Origin of the sequence: Saccharothrix sp. S26 (assembly GCF_021390395.1) — a bacterium.
Lineage (GTDB): Bacteria > Actinomycetota > Actinomycetes > Mycobacteriales > Pseudonocardiaceae > Actinosynnema.
The window spans coordinates 306,136-322,306 of record NZ_JAJUWT010000002.1; the positions used below are offsets into that span (position 1 = coordinate 306,136).

General features: G+C 69.9%; 16 protein-coding genes. 15 read left to right on the forward strand and 1 reads right to left on the reverse strand.

What is annotated here, in order from left to right; all coding sequences use genetic code 11:
• Positions 1–141: 141 nt before the first annotated feature.
• Genes LZG04_RS03915 through LZG04_RS42325 form a run of 8 tightly spaced genes read left to right on the forward strand, consistent with a single transcriptional unit; the run spans position 142 to position 7,474 of the window.
• Positions 142–483 carry a phosphopantetheine-binding protein gene (locus LZG04_RS03915; RefSeq protein WP_233813163.1) on the forward strand — a complete coding sequence of 114 codons (342 nt, stop codon included), beginning with the start codon at positions 142–144 and terminating at the stop codon, positions 481–483.
• Positions 476–1,642 (forward strand): beta-ketoacyl synthase, encoded by a 1,167-nt coding sequence (locus LZG04_RS42320; RefSeq protein WP_233813165.1) that lies wholly within the window; start codon positions 476–478, stop codon positions 1,640–1,642. Before LZG04_RS03915 ends, LZG04_RS42320 begins: the two co-directional genes overlap by 8 nt.
• Positions 1,643–1,647: 5 nt before the next feature.
• A complete protein-coding gene (locus LZG04_RS03925) occupies positions 1,648–2,349 on the forward strand; it encodes a hypothetical protein (RefSeq protein WP_233813167.1) in 702 nt (233 codons plus the stop codon).
• Positions 2,346–3,071 (forward strand): 3-oxoacyl-ACP reductase family protein, encoded by a 726-nt coding sequence (locus tag LZG04_RS03930; RefSeq protein ID WP_233813169.1) that lies wholly within the window; start codon positions 2,346–2,348, stop codon positions 3,069–3,071. Before LZG04_RS03925 ends, LZG04_RS03930 begins: the two co-directional genes overlap by 4 nt.
• Positions 3,068–3,931 carry an ACP S-malonyltransferase gene (locus LZG04_RS03935; protein ID WP_233813171.1) on the forward strand — a complete coding sequence of 288 codons (864 nt, stop codon included), beginning with the start codon at positions 3,068–3,070 and terminating at the stop codon, positions 3,929–3,931. Before LZG04_RS03930 ends, LZG04_RS03935 begins: the two co-directional genes overlap by 4 nt.
• Positions 3,928–4,983: an SDR family oxidoreductase gene (locus tag LZG04_RS03940; RefSeq protein ID WP_233813174.1), complete on the forward strand. Its 1,056-nt coding sequence runs from the start codon at positions 3,928–3,930 to the stop codon at positions 4,981–4,983. Before LZG04_RS03935 ends, LZG04_RS03940 begins: the two co-directional genes overlap by 4 nt.
• Entirely contained in the window at positions 4,980–5,981 is a 1,002-nt protein-coding gene (locus tag LZG04_RS03945; protein ID WP_233813176.1) for an NAD(P)-dependent oxidoreductase, read from the forward strand. Before LZG04_RS03940 ends, LZG04_RS03945 begins: the two co-directional genes overlap by 4 nt.
• Positions 5,978–7,474, forward strand: a complete 1,497-nt coding sequence (locus tag LZG04_RS42325; protein WP_233813179.1) for a PEP-utilizing enzyme — start codon at positions 5,978–5,980, stop codon at positions 7,472–7,474. Before LZG04_RS03945 ends, LZG04_RS42325 begins: the two co-directional genes overlap by 4 nt.
• Positions 7,475–7,497: 23 nt before the next feature.
• Here the strand turns inward: LZG04_RS42325 and LZG04_RS03955 are convergent, their stop codons facing one another.
• Positions 7,498–7,917: a hypothetical protein gene (locus LZG04_RS03955; RefSeq protein WP_233813181.1), complete on the reverse strand. Its 420-nt coding sequence runs from the start codon at positions 7,915–7,917 to the stop codon at positions 7,498–7,500.
• Positions 7,918–8,000: 83 nt separating this feature from the next.
• Between LZG04_RS03955 and LZG04_RS03960 the strand changes: the two genes are divergently transcribed.
• From LZG04_RS03960 to LZG04_RS03990, 7 genes are all read left to right on the forward strand, one after another.
• Entirely contained in the window at positions 8,001–8,933 is a 933-nt protein-coding gene (locus LZG04_RS03960; RefSeq protein ID WP_233813183.1) for a prenyltransferase, read from the forward strand.
• On the forward strand, positions 8,920–10,338 hold the full coding sequence (locus LZG04_RS03965; protein WP_233813186.1) for an NAD(P)/FAD-dependent oxidoreductase: 1,419 nt from the start codon (positions 8,920–8,922) through the stop codon (positions 10,336–10,338). The genes LZG04_RS03960 and LZG04_RS03965 overlap by 14 nt, the downstream gene beginning before the upstream one ends.
• Positions 10,335–11,549 (forward strand): cytochrome P450, encoded by a 1,215-nt coding sequence (locus LZG04_RS03970; protein WP_233813188.1) that lies wholly within the window; start codon positions 10,335–10,337, stop codon positions 11,547–11,549. Before LZG04_RS03965 ends, LZG04_RS03970 begins: the two co-directional genes overlap by 4 nt.
• Positions 11,550–11,559: 10 nt before the next feature.
• Entirely contained in the window at positions 11,560–12,288 is a 729-nt protein-coding gene (locus tag LZG04_RS03975) for a DUF4386 family protein (protein ID WP_233813189.1), read from the forward strand.
• Positions 12,289–12,293: 5 nt separating this feature from the next.
• On the forward strand, positions 12,294–12,797 hold the full coding sequence (locus LZG04_RS03980; RefSeq protein WP_233813191.1) for a nuclear transport factor 2 family protein: 504 nt from the start codon (positions 12,294–12,296) through the stop codon (positions 12,795–12,797).
• A 179-nt stretch (positions 12,798–12,976) separates the two neighbouring features.
• Positions 12,977–15,145 carry an MMPL family transporter gene (locus tag LZG04_RS03985; protein ID WP_308198938.1) on the forward strand — a complete coding sequence of 723 codons (2,169 nt, stop codon included), beginning with the start codon at positions 12,977–12,979 and terminating at the stop codon, positions 15,143–15,145.
• A complete protein-coding gene (locus tag LZG04_RS03990; protein ID WP_233813195.1) occupies positions 15,129–16,157 on the forward strand; it encodes a ketoacyl-ACP synthase III family protein in 1,029 nt (342 codons plus the stop codon). Before LZG04_RS03985 ends, LZG04_RS03990 begins: the two co-directional genes overlap by 17 nt.
• Positions 16,158–16,171: the final 14 nt, after the last annotated feature.

Consider the following 16,171-nt stretch of genomic DNA (forward strand, 5'->3'; position numbering starts at 1 on the left):
GGCAGTATCTGCGGTTGTAGCAGCGATTGCCCCTAAGTGCGGAGCTAGGTTTGAGTCCCTTGCTCGGCGCGGTGTTTAGTACGCGGTACCGGCTACTCCTCGTGCCGGTGTCAATTGTCGTACGTGGGGTGGAGAATCACCATGTCTGTGACTCGTGTCGAGATCTTCGAGCGTCTGCGCACCCAGATGGCGAAGCATTTGGAGTTGGACGCCGACTCGATTGAGCTGGACTCGCGTTTGGTGGATGACCTGGACGCGGATTCGTTGGACCTGCTGGAGCTGATCCTGGCGCTCAAGGGCGAGTTCGGCATCGGTGTGAACGACGGTGAGGTCAAGTACCTGTTGACGGAGCTGGCGCGGTTCCTGCCGGACGTCGGCACCGGTGGTCAGCTGTCGGACCAGGAGCTGGCGGAGGTCTCGCGCCGCTTGTCGGTCGGCAACATCGTGGAGTTCATCGCCGACCGGGTGGGCGCCGGTGTCTAGCGGCGACGCGGTCTGGGTCACCGGGCTGGGGGCCGTCACGCCCGGGGGCTGGTCCGCCGAGGAGACGTGGGACGCCGTCGCCGCCGGCAAGCGCTTCGGCCAGTACCTGCAGCGGTTCCCGCTCTTCGACGCGGCCACGCGGGTCGGTGCCCCGGTGCCGACGCTCGAGTCCGCGCCGCTCGACGGCTCGCACGCCATCGCGTTCGGTCAGCACGCCGCTCGCGAGGCGATGCGGCACGCGGGGCTCGGTGCGGAGGCCGGCGTCGACATCGCGGTCGTCGCGACCCACGGCGAGCGTCAGATGCCCGGGCCGGGACGTCCGGCGCAGCTGGGCAAGGTCGCCGACATCGTCGGCGCGGTGGCCGAGACCACCGGTGCCCGGCGCACGACGGCGCTCTACGGCGCCTGCGCGGGTGGAGCGCTCGCCGTCGGTTCCGCCGCGAAGCTCATCCGCTCCGGTGAGGCCGACGTCGTCATCGCGGGCGGTACGGACAGCCTGCTGCGCGAGATCGACTACTTCTCGTTCTGCAGCCTCTACGCGATGACCGCGAGGGACTGCCCGCCCGAGGAGGCGTCGTGCCCGTTCGACGCCAACCGCGACGGGTTCCTGCTGGCGGAAGGCGCGGCGTTCGTCGTGCTGGAGTCCGAGCGGCACGCCCGAGCGCGCGGCGCCGACCGCCTCGCGACCATCGACGGCTTCGGGTTCTCGCAGAACGCCTACCACATGGTGGCCTCCCCTCCGGACGCGCTCGGGCCGCAGTACGCGATGAGCCGCGCCGTGCACGACGCCGAGCTCGACCCGTCGGCCATCGACTACATCAACGCGCACGGCACGAGCACCCGCGACAACGACTGGTGCGAGACGCTCGCGATCCGCCAGGCGTTCGGCAACGAGGTCGCCGAGCGGATCCCGGTCAGCTCGGTAAAGGGCGTGCTGGGGCACAGCATGGCTTCCGCGGGTGCCGTGGAAACGGTTCTCTGCGTGCTGGCGCTGCGCGATCAGATCGCTCCGCCGACGGTGAACCTGGTCAACCCGGATCCGCGCTGCGATCTCGACTACATCCCGAACGGTGCGCGCGAGATGAAGCTCGACAAGATCGTGAACAACAGTTTCGGATTCGGCGGCCACAACGCGTCGCTCGTGATCGGCAGGGGGTGAACGGCGTGCGTGAAATCGCAAATGCGGACGACTTCTCGGTCGTCGCCGCACTCGGTGCCGACGAACTGCCGGAAGATCTCGTCGAATACTCGAAGAAGGTGGGCCAGCGACCGGTCCGGCGGTTGCTGGACCGGACGTTCTACGCGCCGTACGTGGCCGCCGTCGAGCTGAACAGGCGCTTCGGCCAGGGTGACCCGGAGCGGTTCGCCCTCTTCACGGTGAGCAGCTGGGACCCGTCGGTGCCGGTGCCGGACTACGCCGAGGTGGAGTCCGAGGACCGCGTCGAGCGGCTCAGCCACTTCTACACGCACCCGGCGAACCCGACGGACTGGTTGCGGCGCATGCCGAACAACCCGATCTGCAACATCGCGATCACCACCGGGTTCCGCGGTCCGTGCATGCACTACATCGGCGGGGCCGACTCATTGTCGATGATCACCTCGGTGGCGATCTCGACGATCGCGGACGGCACCGCGGACGTGGCCATGGTCGTCGCGTACGACATGCCCGACGGCGAGCACCACCTCCTCGCGCACGAGGGTGACTCGTCCGCGGCGGCGGTCGTGCTGGCCAAGGGCGACGGCACCAGGAAGGCCGGTCAGCTCGTGCGCTCGGCCGCGAACCACCCCGCCGGCACGACGGCGCTGGCCGCGATGCAGGACTACATCGCGGCCACCCGGACCGCGTTGGTGGGCGGGACGACGTGAGCAAGGACGTCGCACTCGTCACCGGAGCGTCCGGCGCGCTGGGCGCCTCGATCGCGAAACTGCTGGACGCCAGGGGCTTCCGGGTCGCGCTGCACTACTCGGGCAACGAGGACGGCGCCCGCAAGGTGCAGGCCGACCTGACGAACCCGTCCACCGTGGTCCGCGCGGACGTCGGCGACTGGGACTCCGTGCGCGTGATGAACGAGCAGGTCACCGCGGAGCTCGGTGGGGTGTCGGTGCTGGTGAACTCCGGCGCGATCCGGCGGGACGGCCTGATGGCGACGCAGTCCGTCGAAGACTGGCAGGCGACCATCCAGACGAACCTGATCGGCACGTTCCACACGTGCCGCGCCGTCGTCGCCGGCATGCTCAGCCGGCGCTGGGGCCGGATCATCAACGTCGTCTCCCCCGCGGGGATCATCGGCAGCCGCGGCCAGACCGCGTACTCCGCGTCGAAGGCGGGCGTCATCGGTTTCACCCGGTCGCTCGCGCTCGAGTGCGGCAAGCGCAACGTCACGGTGAACGCGTTGTCGCCCGGTTTCATGGAGACCAGGCTGACCGACGAGGTCCCGGACGCGATCCGCCAGGGTTTCCTCGACCGCACCGCGGTGCGCCGCTTCGGCACGCCGGACGAGATCGCCGAGGGCGTCGGCCTGCTCCTCGACGCCGGTTACATGACCGGCCAGGTGCTCTCCATCGACGGAGGGCTGTCGATCTCATGATCCCCGGCATCGCCTTCCCCGGACAGGGCAACAAGAAGGACGCCACGGTCGCCGCGCTGCGCGAGCACCGCGCGCACCCGCTGGTGGCGGAGTTCCTGGGTGCCACCGACCCGGAGTCGCTCGACCTCGGCGACACGTCGGTGTCGCAGCCCGCGACCTACGCGGCCGGAATCGCCTCGGCCGAGGCGGCTTTCGGCACCGCCGGCGTGCCCGTCGTGCTCGGCCACAGCCTGGGTGAGCTCACCGCCGCGGCGTTCGCCGGCGTGCTCGACCCGCACGACGGTTTCGTGCTCGCGCAGCGACGCGGCGAGATCTGCCACGCGCAGCAGGCCGAGCGCCGCGGCTCCATGATCGCGGTGATGGGCACCGACGTCACTGGCGTGGAGTGGTTGCGCCGGCAGGCCGTGGCGCGCTCCGGCGGTGTGATCGAGATCGCCGGCCTGAACGGCAGTCGACAGACCGTGCTGTCCGGTGACGTGGCCGCGGTCGAGGCGTGCGTCGAGGTGGCCAAGGAGATCGGCGCCCTCGTGGAGGTGCTGCCGATCGGCGGCTCGTTCCACAGCCCGCTCATGCACGGCGCCATCCCGCGGTGGCGCGAAGCGGTCGAGGCCGTCGAGTTCCGGGCGCCGAGCGTCCCGTTCGTGTCCTCGGTGGACGGGCAGGTGCACGACGACCCCGCTCTGATCCGGGAGCTCGTCATCCGCGCGCTCCTGCTGCCCGTCCGCTGGCTGGACGCGACGCGGACGGTGCGGGGACTCGGTGTCGAACAGCTGTGGGACGCGGGTCCGGGCACCACCCTCGCGAGGCTCGCCAAGCGGGAGAGCATCGTGAAGTTCGTTGCTTTGGAGGCAGCGCAATGACCGTACTGATGTCCGGGGGCACCGGCTTCCTCGGCCTGGCGGTGCTCCGCAGGCTGCGCGAGCCCGTCGTCGCGGTGATCCGCGGCCGGGACTTCGAGCAGCGCGGCCGGTCCCTCGCCCGCCGCAGCGGCGCCGAGGTCGAGGCGGTGGAGGGGGACCTGAGGCTGCCGAACTGGGGCCTGACCGATCGCCAGGTCGACGACCTGCGCGGACGTGTGCGCGTCGTGCTCAACGTCGCGGGCGACGTGGCGTGGTCGGCACCGTGGTCGCGACTCGCCAAGATCAACATTGACGGCGCGGAGCAGGGTGCGGAACTGGCCCGCAGGCTCGGCGCGAAGCTCGTGCACGCCGGTTCGCTCTACGTCGGCTACGAGTCCGGCGACGAGGTCGGCGAGGTCCTCCTGGAGGAGAAGGAGAAGCTCACCAAGTACGAGCGCAGCAAGCTGCGCGGCGAGTGGGCCGTGGCCCGCGCCGCACGCAAGTACGACGTGCCGTCGGTGATCGCGCGCATCCCCGCGCTGTCCGGCGACCTCGACCCCGTGTCCGGCGAGGGTGGCAGCGGTGCCAAGAAGGTCCCGCTCGCCAGGCTGATCACCAGCGGCTGGTTCAAGGTCCTGCCGTACAGCACGGGTGCCCGCCTCGACGTCTGCCCGCGCGACCTCGTCGCCGCGAGGCTCGTCGAGCTCGTCGACGGCACCCAGCAGGACCTGGTCGACGTGCACAACATCGGGCAGGCGGCGGCCGCGCCGTTCGTCGAGTCGTTCATCCGCGAGGCGTCGGTCGCGGCGCAACGCGAACCGCAGTCGTTCCCGCGCCCGGTGCGGATGCCCCCGAACTGGCTCAAGGCGATCTCGCTGCAGGCGGACCGGCTCGACGAGCACCCGCGCAACGCCGCGGTGATCGGCCTGCGGTACTTCGCCTCCCGGACCGTCTACACCGGAACGGGCCTGGGCCGCGAGGTCTCCGTGCGCAGCCTGGTGAAGACGCTGGGCATGCCGCTGCACGACGATCCGCCGAAGATCGGCAGTTACTACGCGGGGTGGCCTGCATGAGCGTCCTGATCGTTGGAGCCGGTGGCCACCTCGGATCGGCGCTCGCCGAGTCCGCGGCCGGCCACGACCTCGAGGTGCACGGCCTCGTGCGCAGGCCGGCCCCGCACATCGAGTCCTACGCCAAGGTGCACGTGGGTGACGCGCGCCGGGCCGGTCTCGGCTTGGCCGAGGACGAGGCCTCGTCGCTCGCCGCCGAGGTCACCTCGATCGTCGTCGCGACCGGCGGGTTCAACCTGTCGATCTCGCTGTCGGACGCCCAGGCGGAGCACGTAGTACCGCTGCGTGGCGTGCTGAGGTTCGCCCAGGCGTGCCCGAACCTGCGCAACGTCGTGCTGGTGTCCAGCCTGCTCGCCGTCGGTGACGTGAAGCAGCGGCTGCGCAGCGACCTGATCCCGGACACCATGCGGCACCGCAACTTCTACGAGTGGGCGAAGCTGCACGGCGAGAAGCTCGCGAAGGCGTCCGGCCTGCCGGTCGACATCGTGCGCGCCGGCCACGTCGTCGCCACGCAGGACGGTGCGGACCGCTCGGCGCCACCGCAGGCGTTGTTCGAACTGCTGCGGCTGCTCGCGGGCGGCTGGCCGCTGCCGGTGGTCGGGTCCAACCGCTACTGGTCGTGCCCGCTGGACTTCGCGACCCAGGTGATCGTGGACCGGGTGCGGTTCGGCACCGGTGGGTCGTCGGTGTGGGCGGTCGACCCCAAGTCGCCGACCTACGCGGAGATCTTCGACCTGATCAACGCGAGGTTCGGCGTGCGGGCCAAGCGGATCCGCAGCGCGAGGCTCGCCCGCGCCATCGGCGCGATCGTCCGGCCGAGCTGGCTCGACCTGCCGATGGAGCGCGAGGTCTTCGACTACTGCAACGCCGTGTGGGACCTCGAGCTGCGCTGCCTCGACGAGTTGCTCGAGACGGGCAGGGTCACCGCACCCGCCGACAGGAGCTACCTCGTGGAGGCGCTCGACTACGAATTCTCTCGACTGCGGGAGCGTCTGCCGTGACCACTCTTCCGAGCTTCTCGCTCGACACGCCGTTCACCGACCGCAACTCGGTGCACAGCGGCCACAACTTCCGCGAGGTCGCTCCGGAACTGCTGTCACCGCTCACCTGGTCGATCATCGGCGCGGGCATGGAGCAGGGCTTCCGCGCCGCTGCCGACAAGTTCGGCCGCGAACGCCCCCGCGGCGCGCGTCCGCACTTCGTGAGCTACTTCGGCTTCCGACCGTTCTTCAACATGACGACGGTCGAGCGGCTCGCGGACGAACTGCCGCTGGTGGCTCCCGAGGACATCTGGGAGTTGCTGCTCGGTGGCCCGGCACCGGACGTGAAGCGGGAGAAGCGCCCGAGCCAGTTGCACCGGCTGAGCAGGCTCGCGGGCGGGCTCAAGTTCTTGGCCTCCAACGCCGAGGCGTTCGGCCGCGCGCACGCCGACCTCGCCGCCGCCGAGCAGGCCACGATGGACGCCGTCGAATCCGGCGGCGCCTGGCAGAGCGGTGTCGCGGTCGAGGCGGCCATCCGCGCGGGACGGTCGGCGTGGGCGCTGCACATCCGCACGACCTGCGTCGCGTTCGTCGCGTCGGCGGCCGCCAAGCGGATCCTGCAGACGCAGTACGACGAGGGCACCGCGCTGGAGCTGTTGCGCGCCAGCGCGCACCGCGAGGACGACGGTCAGAACAGCAGTGCCGGTGCCGGCGCGCTGACCGTGGACCTCGACCGGATGAACAACTACGAGGTCGCCGATGCGACCCCGGCGTTCGCCCGGTTCGGTTCGGCCAGCCTCTCGTCCGCCGCGTCGCTGCTGCGGGCCAAGCCCGCCCAGGCCAGGCCCGAGGTCGTGCCCGACCACGTCGGCGTGCCGTTCGGCACCGCTCTCGGCCCCGTCTACGAGCGCATGGTCAAGTTCATGGGCCTCGGGCTGGGGGAGCGGGAGAAGTCCAAGGAGATCGGGCTGCGGGCGCTGCACTGCACCCGCGTCCTGCTCGACCGCGGTGCGTTCGGCGCGGAGCCCGAGGAGGCCGCGATGCTCGGCGTGCACGAGCTCCGGTCGGCCGGCTCCGTGGAGCGCAAGCGGCTCGCCGCCCAGCGCTCCGAGGAGCTCGCCGAGGCGGCCGCGCTCGACTACCCGACCGACCTGCACCACCAGAGCCGCGGCCTGACCGAGGCACGGCGTCCCCGCCGCACGGCGGCGGACACCGGCACCGCGCTCGCCCCCGGCTGGGCCGAGGGCACGCTGGTGCGGGAAAGCGACGGTGAAGAGGGCCGCATCGTCGTCGGGGACCGCGTCGACGGCAACTACGTCCTCGCAGTGCTGCCCGACGGCGTGGTGAGCAAGTACGGCAGCGTGCTCTCGCACGTCGCCATCGTCTGCCGCGAGCTCGGCATCCCCTTCGTGGCAGGGGTCTCCGTGCCCGACGTCGACCTCGGCAAGCACGCCGTGGTCGACGGGTGGACCGGGGCCGTCACGATCTCGCGGGCGCAGCAGGCGGCGAGCTGATCATGCCGACCCCGAGGACCGCCTCACCGCTGCCTGATCCCGCGGTGCACCGCGCCGGTCACCAGGACGTACACCGAGTGCTTGGCGAAGTCGAGCGCGAGGGCGGACGGCCTGGTGCGGTGCCCGCGCTTGGCGCGCAGCAACAGCCGCCACGGCAACCAGACCACGGCGAGGTGGGCGGCCTCGGCGCGCCAGCCGCTCAGGCCGCGCCGCTCGAGCAGCCCGCGGGCGACACCGCCCCAGGCGCCGTAGCCCCAGTGCAGCGCGAAGTTCAGCGGGCCGCGGGGCCGCACCTCGGCGCCCGTGGTGAGCGCGGCGGCGACCGTCACCGGCTGCACGGACTCGTGGTGGTCGGCGGCGCGAGCCTTCAACGCCCTGCTGAGCAACGTGTAGCCGGCGGTGCCCGCCAGTCCGGCGGCGGCGGCGCGGAGGTGTTGGTTCACGAGACCGACTGTAGGCCGGGAAGGCGCCGTCGGACCGGCACAAGTGCGGGCATGGGAATGCTCTTGCGGAAAGGACCGGTACGATGACGACCTCGTCAGCCGTGTTGTCCCCGGCGCAACGGGTCGGGGCGTTCGCGAGACTCGGCAAGGCGAGCCTGTTCGAGATCTGGCTCGGCCCGGTGCTCGCCTGGTCGCTGGTGATCGGCACAGGAGTGCTCGACGTGCGGTCGAGCCTGCTGTGCCTGCTGTTCTTCGCGGCCATCGCGGTCGGCATGTGGGCGACCCACGCGTTCGACGACATCACCGGCTTCAAGGACGGCAGCGACCTGCGCAACTACGCGCCGGAACGCAACCGCAGCCAGGTCAAACCGCTGGTGCACGGGCACCTCACCGTGCGGCAGGCGCAGACCTTCGCGTTCGTCACCGCGGGGCTCGCCGTGGCCTGCATCGTCGGGTTCGCCGTGGTGGCCGACTTCCGGCCATGGTGGGCGTTCGTCGGCGGCCTCGGCGTCGTGGTGCTCGGCGCACAGTACTCGGCCGGCATCAACTTCAGCTACCGGATCGTCGGTGGCGGCGAAACCCTGACCGGCGTGACGCTCGCGGCCAGCGTGTGGCTGCCGTACGCCGCGTCGTTGCAGCGGCTCGACGCGGTCGCGGTCGTGCAGGGGATCCTGTTCGGCACCTGGCTCGTGCAGGTCCTGATCTGCTCCAACAGCGCCGACGCCGAGGACGACCGCAAGGTCGGGCGGCGGACGGTCGCGGCACTGACCTCCGTGCGGGGCAACAAGGTCTTCGTGGCGGTCGTCTTCTGCTCCACGTGGCTGCTGACCATCGGCGCCGTCGCGTTCGGTGTCATGAGTCACTGGGCGGTAGTCGCCCTCCTGCCCGCCTGGGCGTTCCAGTTCTACGTGCTGCGCAACGGGCTGCGGGGCCAGTGGCGCAACAAGCGCAACTACGGCTTCTTCGCCCTGCGCCTCGCCGTTCTCGGGTTGGTGGTCGTGAATGTCCTCGCATGACCCGGATGTCGTCATCGTCGGAGCCAGGATCGCGGGCGCCTCGCTCGCCATCCACCTCGCCCGTGCCGGCGTGTCCGTCATGCTCGTCGACCGGGTGAAGTTCCCGAGCGACACGCTGTCCACCCACCTGATCCAGGTCAGTGGCGTGCGGTGCATGCAGAAGCTCGGCATCCTCGACGACCTCGTGAGCACCGGGGCGCCGTTCCTGACGGCGATGCGCCCGATCTACGACGGGATCAGCCTCGACTCGGTGGTCAAGGCGCACGAGGACTGGCCGCCCGGTGGCATCAGCATCAGCCGCAACCTCCTGGACAAGTTCCTCGTCGACATCGCCGAGAAGGAGGGCGTTGACGTCCGGCTGCGCACCTCGCTCGTCGGCGTGCTGAAGGACGCGGGTGGCCGGGTCAGCGGTGTCCAGCTCAAGTCGGCGGGCGCCACCGAGGTCGTGGCGACGACGTTGCTGGTCGGCGCGGACGGCCGCAACTCCAAGGTGAGCGACCTGGTCGGCGCCCGCACCTACAACGTCACCGAGAACCAGCGGTTCGTGTACTGGGCGGACTACGAGGGCGCTGTCGAGGAGGGCCCCGCCGCCGTGCACCACTACCGCACCGGCCCCGACTTGACGCTCGGCTTCCAGTCCGACAGCGACAGGTTCACCGTCATGGTGTCACCCGGTCTCGAGCACTTCGCCGCGTTCAAGCGCAGGCTGCCCGAAAGCTACGACGAGGCGGTGGCCGCGTGCGTGCCGCTGCGGCCGTTCCTGGCCCGGGCCAGGCGCGTCAGCTCGCTCGTCGGCACCGCCTACGTGCCCGGCTACTTCCGTGAGTCGGCCGGCCCCGGCTGGGCGCTCGTCGGTGACTCCGGGCACTTCAAGGACCCGACGGTCGGACAGGGCATCTCGGACGCGTTGCGGCAGGCCGAACGCATGGCGGCGGACCTGTCCGCGGTCGACTTCCGTGACACCGCCGCCGTGGACAAGGCCATGCGCGCGTGGTGGAAGTGGCGCGACCGGGACGCGACCCCGATGTACTGGCTCGCCTGGGACCTCGCGAAGGCGGGCGACATGGACCCCTTGGAGCGCGAGATGCTGCGCTGCATCGCGGCGGACGACCGGGTGCGGCAGATGTTCATCGACGAGGTGCTCTCGCACCGCGCGTCCCCGTACGCCGTGCTCACACCGGGCCTGATGCTCAAGGCGGCTCGGCTCCTGGTGCGCGACCGGCGGTTCACGGTGCCGCGGGTGCTGGGGATCGTCGCGAAGCGGATCGGCATGGAGATCGAACGCCAGTACCTGATGCGGCGGCCGAAGTACGCCCCGCTGCCCAAACCCGCGGGAGGCGCGGCCGCAGCGCGGTCCGGCGGAGAGGTGTGGGCAGGGGACCTGAAGCAGGAGGAGACATCATGAGCGCGGTGGTGGAGACGGTCGACTTCGACCTGACCGACCCGGAGTTCCGGAAGAACCCGTACCCCAAGTACCAGGAGCTGCGGGAGAACCACCGGATCTTCTGGCACGAGGGCTTCAACGCGTACGTCGTCCCGCGCTACGACGACGTGGTCGAGGTGCTCAAGAGCAGCAAGTGGCACGTGCGGCCGGGGTCGAACTTCCTGGAGCGCCAGCACGCGGCCAACGAGACCGTCGACCAGATCATGCAGGGCTTCTACTACTTCCTCGACGACCCGGCGCACCGCCGGTTGCGCAGCATCGTCTCGACGACGTTCACGCCGCGCATCGTGACGAACTTCCGCGGTCGCATCGAGCAGATCGCGAACGAGCTGCTGGACGCCTCGCTCGGCACCCGCGGCGAGATGGAGTTCATGAGCGACCTCGCCTACCCGATGACGATCAGGGTGGTCACCGAGATCCTCGGCGCGAGTACCCCGGAGGACCAGAAGTTCTTCTACGACAAGGGCTGGGCGCTCGCGGGCCTGCTCGAGTGGGACGCGCCGAGCGAGCGGGTGAACCTCGCGGGCGAGTCGATGCTGGAGATCAGCAACCGGTTCGTCGACATCCTCGAGTCGAGGCTCGACCAGCCGCGCAACGACCTCGTCAGCGCGCTGATCCAGGCGCACGCCGAGGGACGCGCGTCGGACAGCTTCGAGATCATCTTCATGTGCGTGCTGCTGGTGACGGTCGGCTACGAGACGACCATGAACCACCTGGCCAACGGCGTGCACTCGCTGCTGACCAACCGCGACCAGTTCGAGCGGTTGCGGCGCGAGCCGGGCATCGTCTCCGGTGCGGTCGACGAGCTGCTGCGCCACGAGGCGCCCGTGCAGGTCACCGCCCGCAAGGCGATGGAGGACATCGACGTCGCGGGCACGACGATCCGCAAGGGCGAGATGGTCGTGGTGCTGCTCGGCGGGTCGAACCGCGACCCCGGCGTCTTCCCCGAGCCCGACCGCCTCGACCTGACCCGCGCCAACGCCAACCGGCACATGACGTTCGCACACGGCCCGCACTTCTGCCTGGGCGCCGCGCTCGCCAAGACCGAGGCGGAGATCGTGTTCTCCGCGCTGGCGAAGAGGTTCCCGGACGTCCGCATCGGTGGTGAACCGGTGTGGCGCGACACGGCGATCCTCCGTTCCCTCGACAAGCTCCCGCTCACGCTGGGATGAAAGGCTGACAGTGTCTGCTTCTGGGTCAAAGATCACGGCGCGTGAGCTGAAGCTGGGCGGCTGGCTCGCGATCGGGGGCACGGTCCTCTCCGTCGTCGTCAACATGCTGCACCCGCACCAGGACGTGCCCACCGAACCGTTCATGAAGGAGGTGCACGAGTCCGGCAACCTGTGGATCCCGCTGCACCTGGGCATCTCGATCGCGGTGGTGCTCGACATGTTCGCGATGCTCGCGATCGGCAGGACGCTCAAGCACGTCGACCGGCCCGACCTCGTCCGCTACGCCAACGGCTCGGCGATCCTCTCGGCCGCCGTGATGATCGTGCTGATGGGCGTCGACGGCTTCACCACCAAGCACATCGCGGACTTCTACGTCGCCGCCGACGAGGCCGGCAAAGCCGCGGCGTACCCGGTGGCGTACTTGATCCTGTTGCTGCTGCTGGCGATGCTCGGTCTGTGGTACGCGCTGTTCTTCGGCGTCGCGATGCCGCTGTACTCGCTCGCGATGCTGCGCGACGCGTTCTACCCGCGCTGGATCGGCATGCTCGGCGTGACCGCGGGACTCGGCGGCCTCGTCACCGGTTGCCTGATCTACCTGCTGGGGTCGTCGTTCCTGGTGACCACGCTGATGTTCCTGCTGTTCTCGATGCTCGGGTTCGTGTGGCTGTTCGCTGCCGGTGTGCGCCAGGTGCGCGCGGCCGCAGAAAGCCCGGTCGCTCCCTCGGCGGTGAGGGGGTGACCACCGTGACCGATCCCGCGATCGCCGTGGTGAAGCGGCTCTACGAGGCGTACAACCGGCACGACATCGACGGCGTGCTCGCGTGCTGGCACCCCGACGGCGTGGAGTTCCTGCCGCTCAAGGGCGAGATGCGGGCCAAGACCGAGCTCGGCCCGCACCTGCGGTCGTTCTACGGCGCGTTTCCCGACGCGCGGACGACGATCGACGCCATCGTCTCCGACAGCGCCGGGCGGGTGGCCGTCCAGGTCACCCTGGCCGGCACCTTCACCGGTGGGAAGTTCAACGGGCTCAGCGCCAACGGTCGGCCGTGGACCGCCCGGATGGCCGAGTTCTTCACCGTCGAGAACGGTCTCATCACCCGGATGGACGCTTATATGGACAGCATGGACCTCGCACAGCAGTTGCAACTGCTGCCGCCGCCCGGAAGCATTGTCGAGAAGATCATGACGGGCGCGTTCAACCTCAAGGTGGCGGTGTCGGCGAAGCGCTCCGGGAAGCGCGGAACCTAACTGCGTATATGGCTGTGGGAGCGCATTTCGGGCTGGAGTCGTGGCGGCGGTGGCCGGTAGCGTCGTCAACTGACTACTGATCACGATCAGGCCAGGCAGGGGAGCGGCTGAGTCACGTGAAAGATCTTGGGCAAAAGAGATCGAAAGTCGTCCTCTTCTCCGCCGCCGCAATCCTGCTGGTGACACTCGTCACAGGTGTCGGGGTCATTCCCCATCTTTCGGGCGGTGGATTCGACGCCAACGGCACGGAATCGGTGGCGACGACCGACGAGCTGAAGCGGGATTTCAAAGTCGGCGAGTCGGACGCCGTGTTCCTGGTGACGGCGGGCTCCGGTTCCGTCGATGATCCGGAGGCCGCCGCGGCGGGCAGCCGGGTCGCGACCGACTTGAAGGACGACAGCGCGGTCAAGTCGGTCGTCAGCTACTGGGAGAACCCGCAGCAGGGCGGTCTGCGCAGCAACGACGGCAGGTCCGCCATCGTGATCGTCGAACTCGACGGCTCGCAGAACGACAAGAGCGAGTGGCTGCGCGGCATGCACGAGCGCTACGACTCGCGGCAGGGCGCGGTGAAGGTGCAGATCGGCGGCAACGCCGAGGTGTTCCGCGCGATCCAGGACCAGATCATGGCGGACATGCTGATCGCCGAGGCGATCGCGATCCCGATCAGCATGATCCTGCTGCTGTTCGTGTTCCGCAGCATCGTGGCGGCCCTGCTGCCCATCGCGATGGGCGCGCTGTCCGCCGCTGCGACGCTGTTCGTGCTGCGCGCGCTCACCGAGTTCACCGAAGTCTCGATCTTCTCGCTGAACCTGACCAGTGCCCTGGCCCTCGGCCTCGGCATCGACTACGGCCTGCTCATGGTCACCCGGTACCGCGAGGAACTGGCCAACGGGCACGCGGTTCCCGACGCGGTGAGCCGGACGATGCGCACGGCCGGCCGGACCGTGCTCTACAGCGGCATCACCGTCGCGCTCTCGCTCGGCACGTTGCTGCTGTTCCCCCTGCCGTTCCTGCGGTCCTTCGGGTACGCGGCGGTGCCGGTGGTCCTGGTCGCGATGCTCGGCGCCCTGGTCGTGCTGCCCGCGATGCTCAGGCTGCTCGGGCACAACGTCGAGAAGGGCTCGCTGCACCGGCTGCCGTCCATCAACCCCAGCGAGCGCAGCTGGGAACGCCTGTCCCGCTGGACCATCCGCCGGCGCTTCCCGGTCGCGGCGGTGGGCGTCGTCGGCCTGGCGCTGCTCGCCCTGCCGTTCTTCCACATCGCCATCGGCAAGTCCGACGACAGGGTGCTCCCGCAGGACGCGTCGGTGCGCGACGTCGGCCGGCAGATCCGTGACAACTTCTCCGGCAACACGGCCTTCCCGGTCAGCGTCTACCTGCCGGACCTCGGCCGCGACGAGGCCGACCAGCGGGCGCTCGGCGAGCTGGCCGCGAAGATCTCCTCGATCTCGCAGGTCAGCATCGTGCGCGGTGCCGAGGGCATCTACGAGAAGGGCGCGCTCGGGACCCCGGTGCCGGGCATCCGCGAGGCCACGTCCACCGAGAAGTCCTCGTACCTGACGGTGTTGCTGCGCCCGAACATCGAGGTCTTCTCCGGCGAGGCCGCCGACGCGGTCGGGAGCATCCGCGCGGCAGGCCGGGAGCACGGCGCGTTGGTCGGCGGCGAGTCCGCCCGGCTGGTCGACAACAAGCAGGTCATCGCCGAGCGGCTGCCGATCGCGCTCGCACTGATCATGATCTTCACGCTGGTGCTGGTGTTCCTGCTGACCGGCAGCCTGGTCGTGCCGATCAAGGCGCTGTTCCTGAACCTGTTGAGCCTCACCGCCACGTTCGGCGTGATGGTGTGGGGCTTCCAGGACGGCAACCTCGAGGGCCTGCTCGGGTTCACCTCGTCCGGGTACCTCGACAACGCCATGCCGGTGCTGATGTTCTGCGCCGCCTTCGGGTTGTCGATGGACTACGAGTTGTTCCTGGTGGCGCGGATCAAGGAAGAGTACGACCGCACCGGCGACAACAACCTCGCCGTCGTCGAGGGCATCAAGAAGACGGGCGCGGTGTTCACCTCCGCGGCCCTGCTGCTGGCGATCGTGTTCGCCGGCCTGATCGCCTCGAAGGTGTCGATCATCCAGATGGCGGGCCTCGGCATCGTGCTGGCGATCCTGATGGACGCCACCCTGATCCGGTCGGCGCTCGTGCCCGCGCTCATGTCCATGATGGGCAGGGCGAACTGGTGGGCGCCGGGCTTCCTGCGCCGGTTGCACGCGAAGGTCCACCTCTCCGAGTCCATCGACGACGAGCCGGGGGCCCGGCGGGAGCGGAAGGTGCTGACCGATGCCGCCGAACGGTGACGTGTTCGTCGCGGCCACGGCGGTCTGGCTCCCGCCGGCCGTCGACGCCGAGAGCGCCGTCCACGCGGGACTGTTCCACCAGAAGAGCTTCCGCCGCTGCCAGGTCGAGGCGGTCAGGGTGGCCGGGGACGAGTCGCCCGCGGAGATGGCGGCGTGGGCGGCACGCGAGGCGCTGGCCCGCAACGGCGGCGGTGCGGACCGGGTCGAGCTCGTGCTGCACGCCAACATGTACTACCAGGGCCGGGAGATGTGGCCCGCGGCGTCGTTCGTGCAGCGCGAGTCCGTCGGCGGACGCGCTCCGGCGATCGACGTGCGGCAGATGTCGAATGGCGGCATGGCGGCGATCCACCTGGGCCGGCACCACCTAGCGGGGTGCGCGGACGACGCGCTCGTGCTCGTGACGACGGGCGACAAGTTCTGCCCGCCGGGGTTCGACCGCTGGAACACCGATCCCGGCACGGTCTACGCCGACGGCGGAACGGCGGTTCTGCTGTCCAAGAAGGATGGCCTGGCCCGGCTGCTGTCCCTCGCGATGGTGTCCGACGCGGACCTGGAGCAGATGCACCGCGGCACGGACCCGTTCGAGGACGGTGCCCACGTGGCACCGCAGCCGATGAGCCTCGAGACGCGCAAGCAGCAGTTCGTCGAGCGCGTCGGCATGCAGTTCGCGATCGACAGGGTCGACGCCGGTCAGGACGAGGTGGTCAACAAGGCGCTGGCCGACGCCGGCGTGAAGCTCGACGAGATCGACTGGTTCGTGTTGCCCGCGTTCGGGCGGCGGCGCCTGGACCTGGGGCTCTTCCGGAGGCTCGGGGTCGACCCGGACAGGTCGACGTGGCCGTGGGCCCGGCAGGTGGGGCATCTCGGTGCGGGGGACCAGATCGCGGGGCTCGACCACCTGGTCACGTCGGGCAAGGCCCGGCCGGGCCAGCTGTGCCTGCTGGTCGGCACCGGCGCGGGATTCTCGTGGTCCTGCGCGGTGGTCGAGGTCCGTTCGGTTCCTGCCTGGTAGCTCCCAGCACGCCA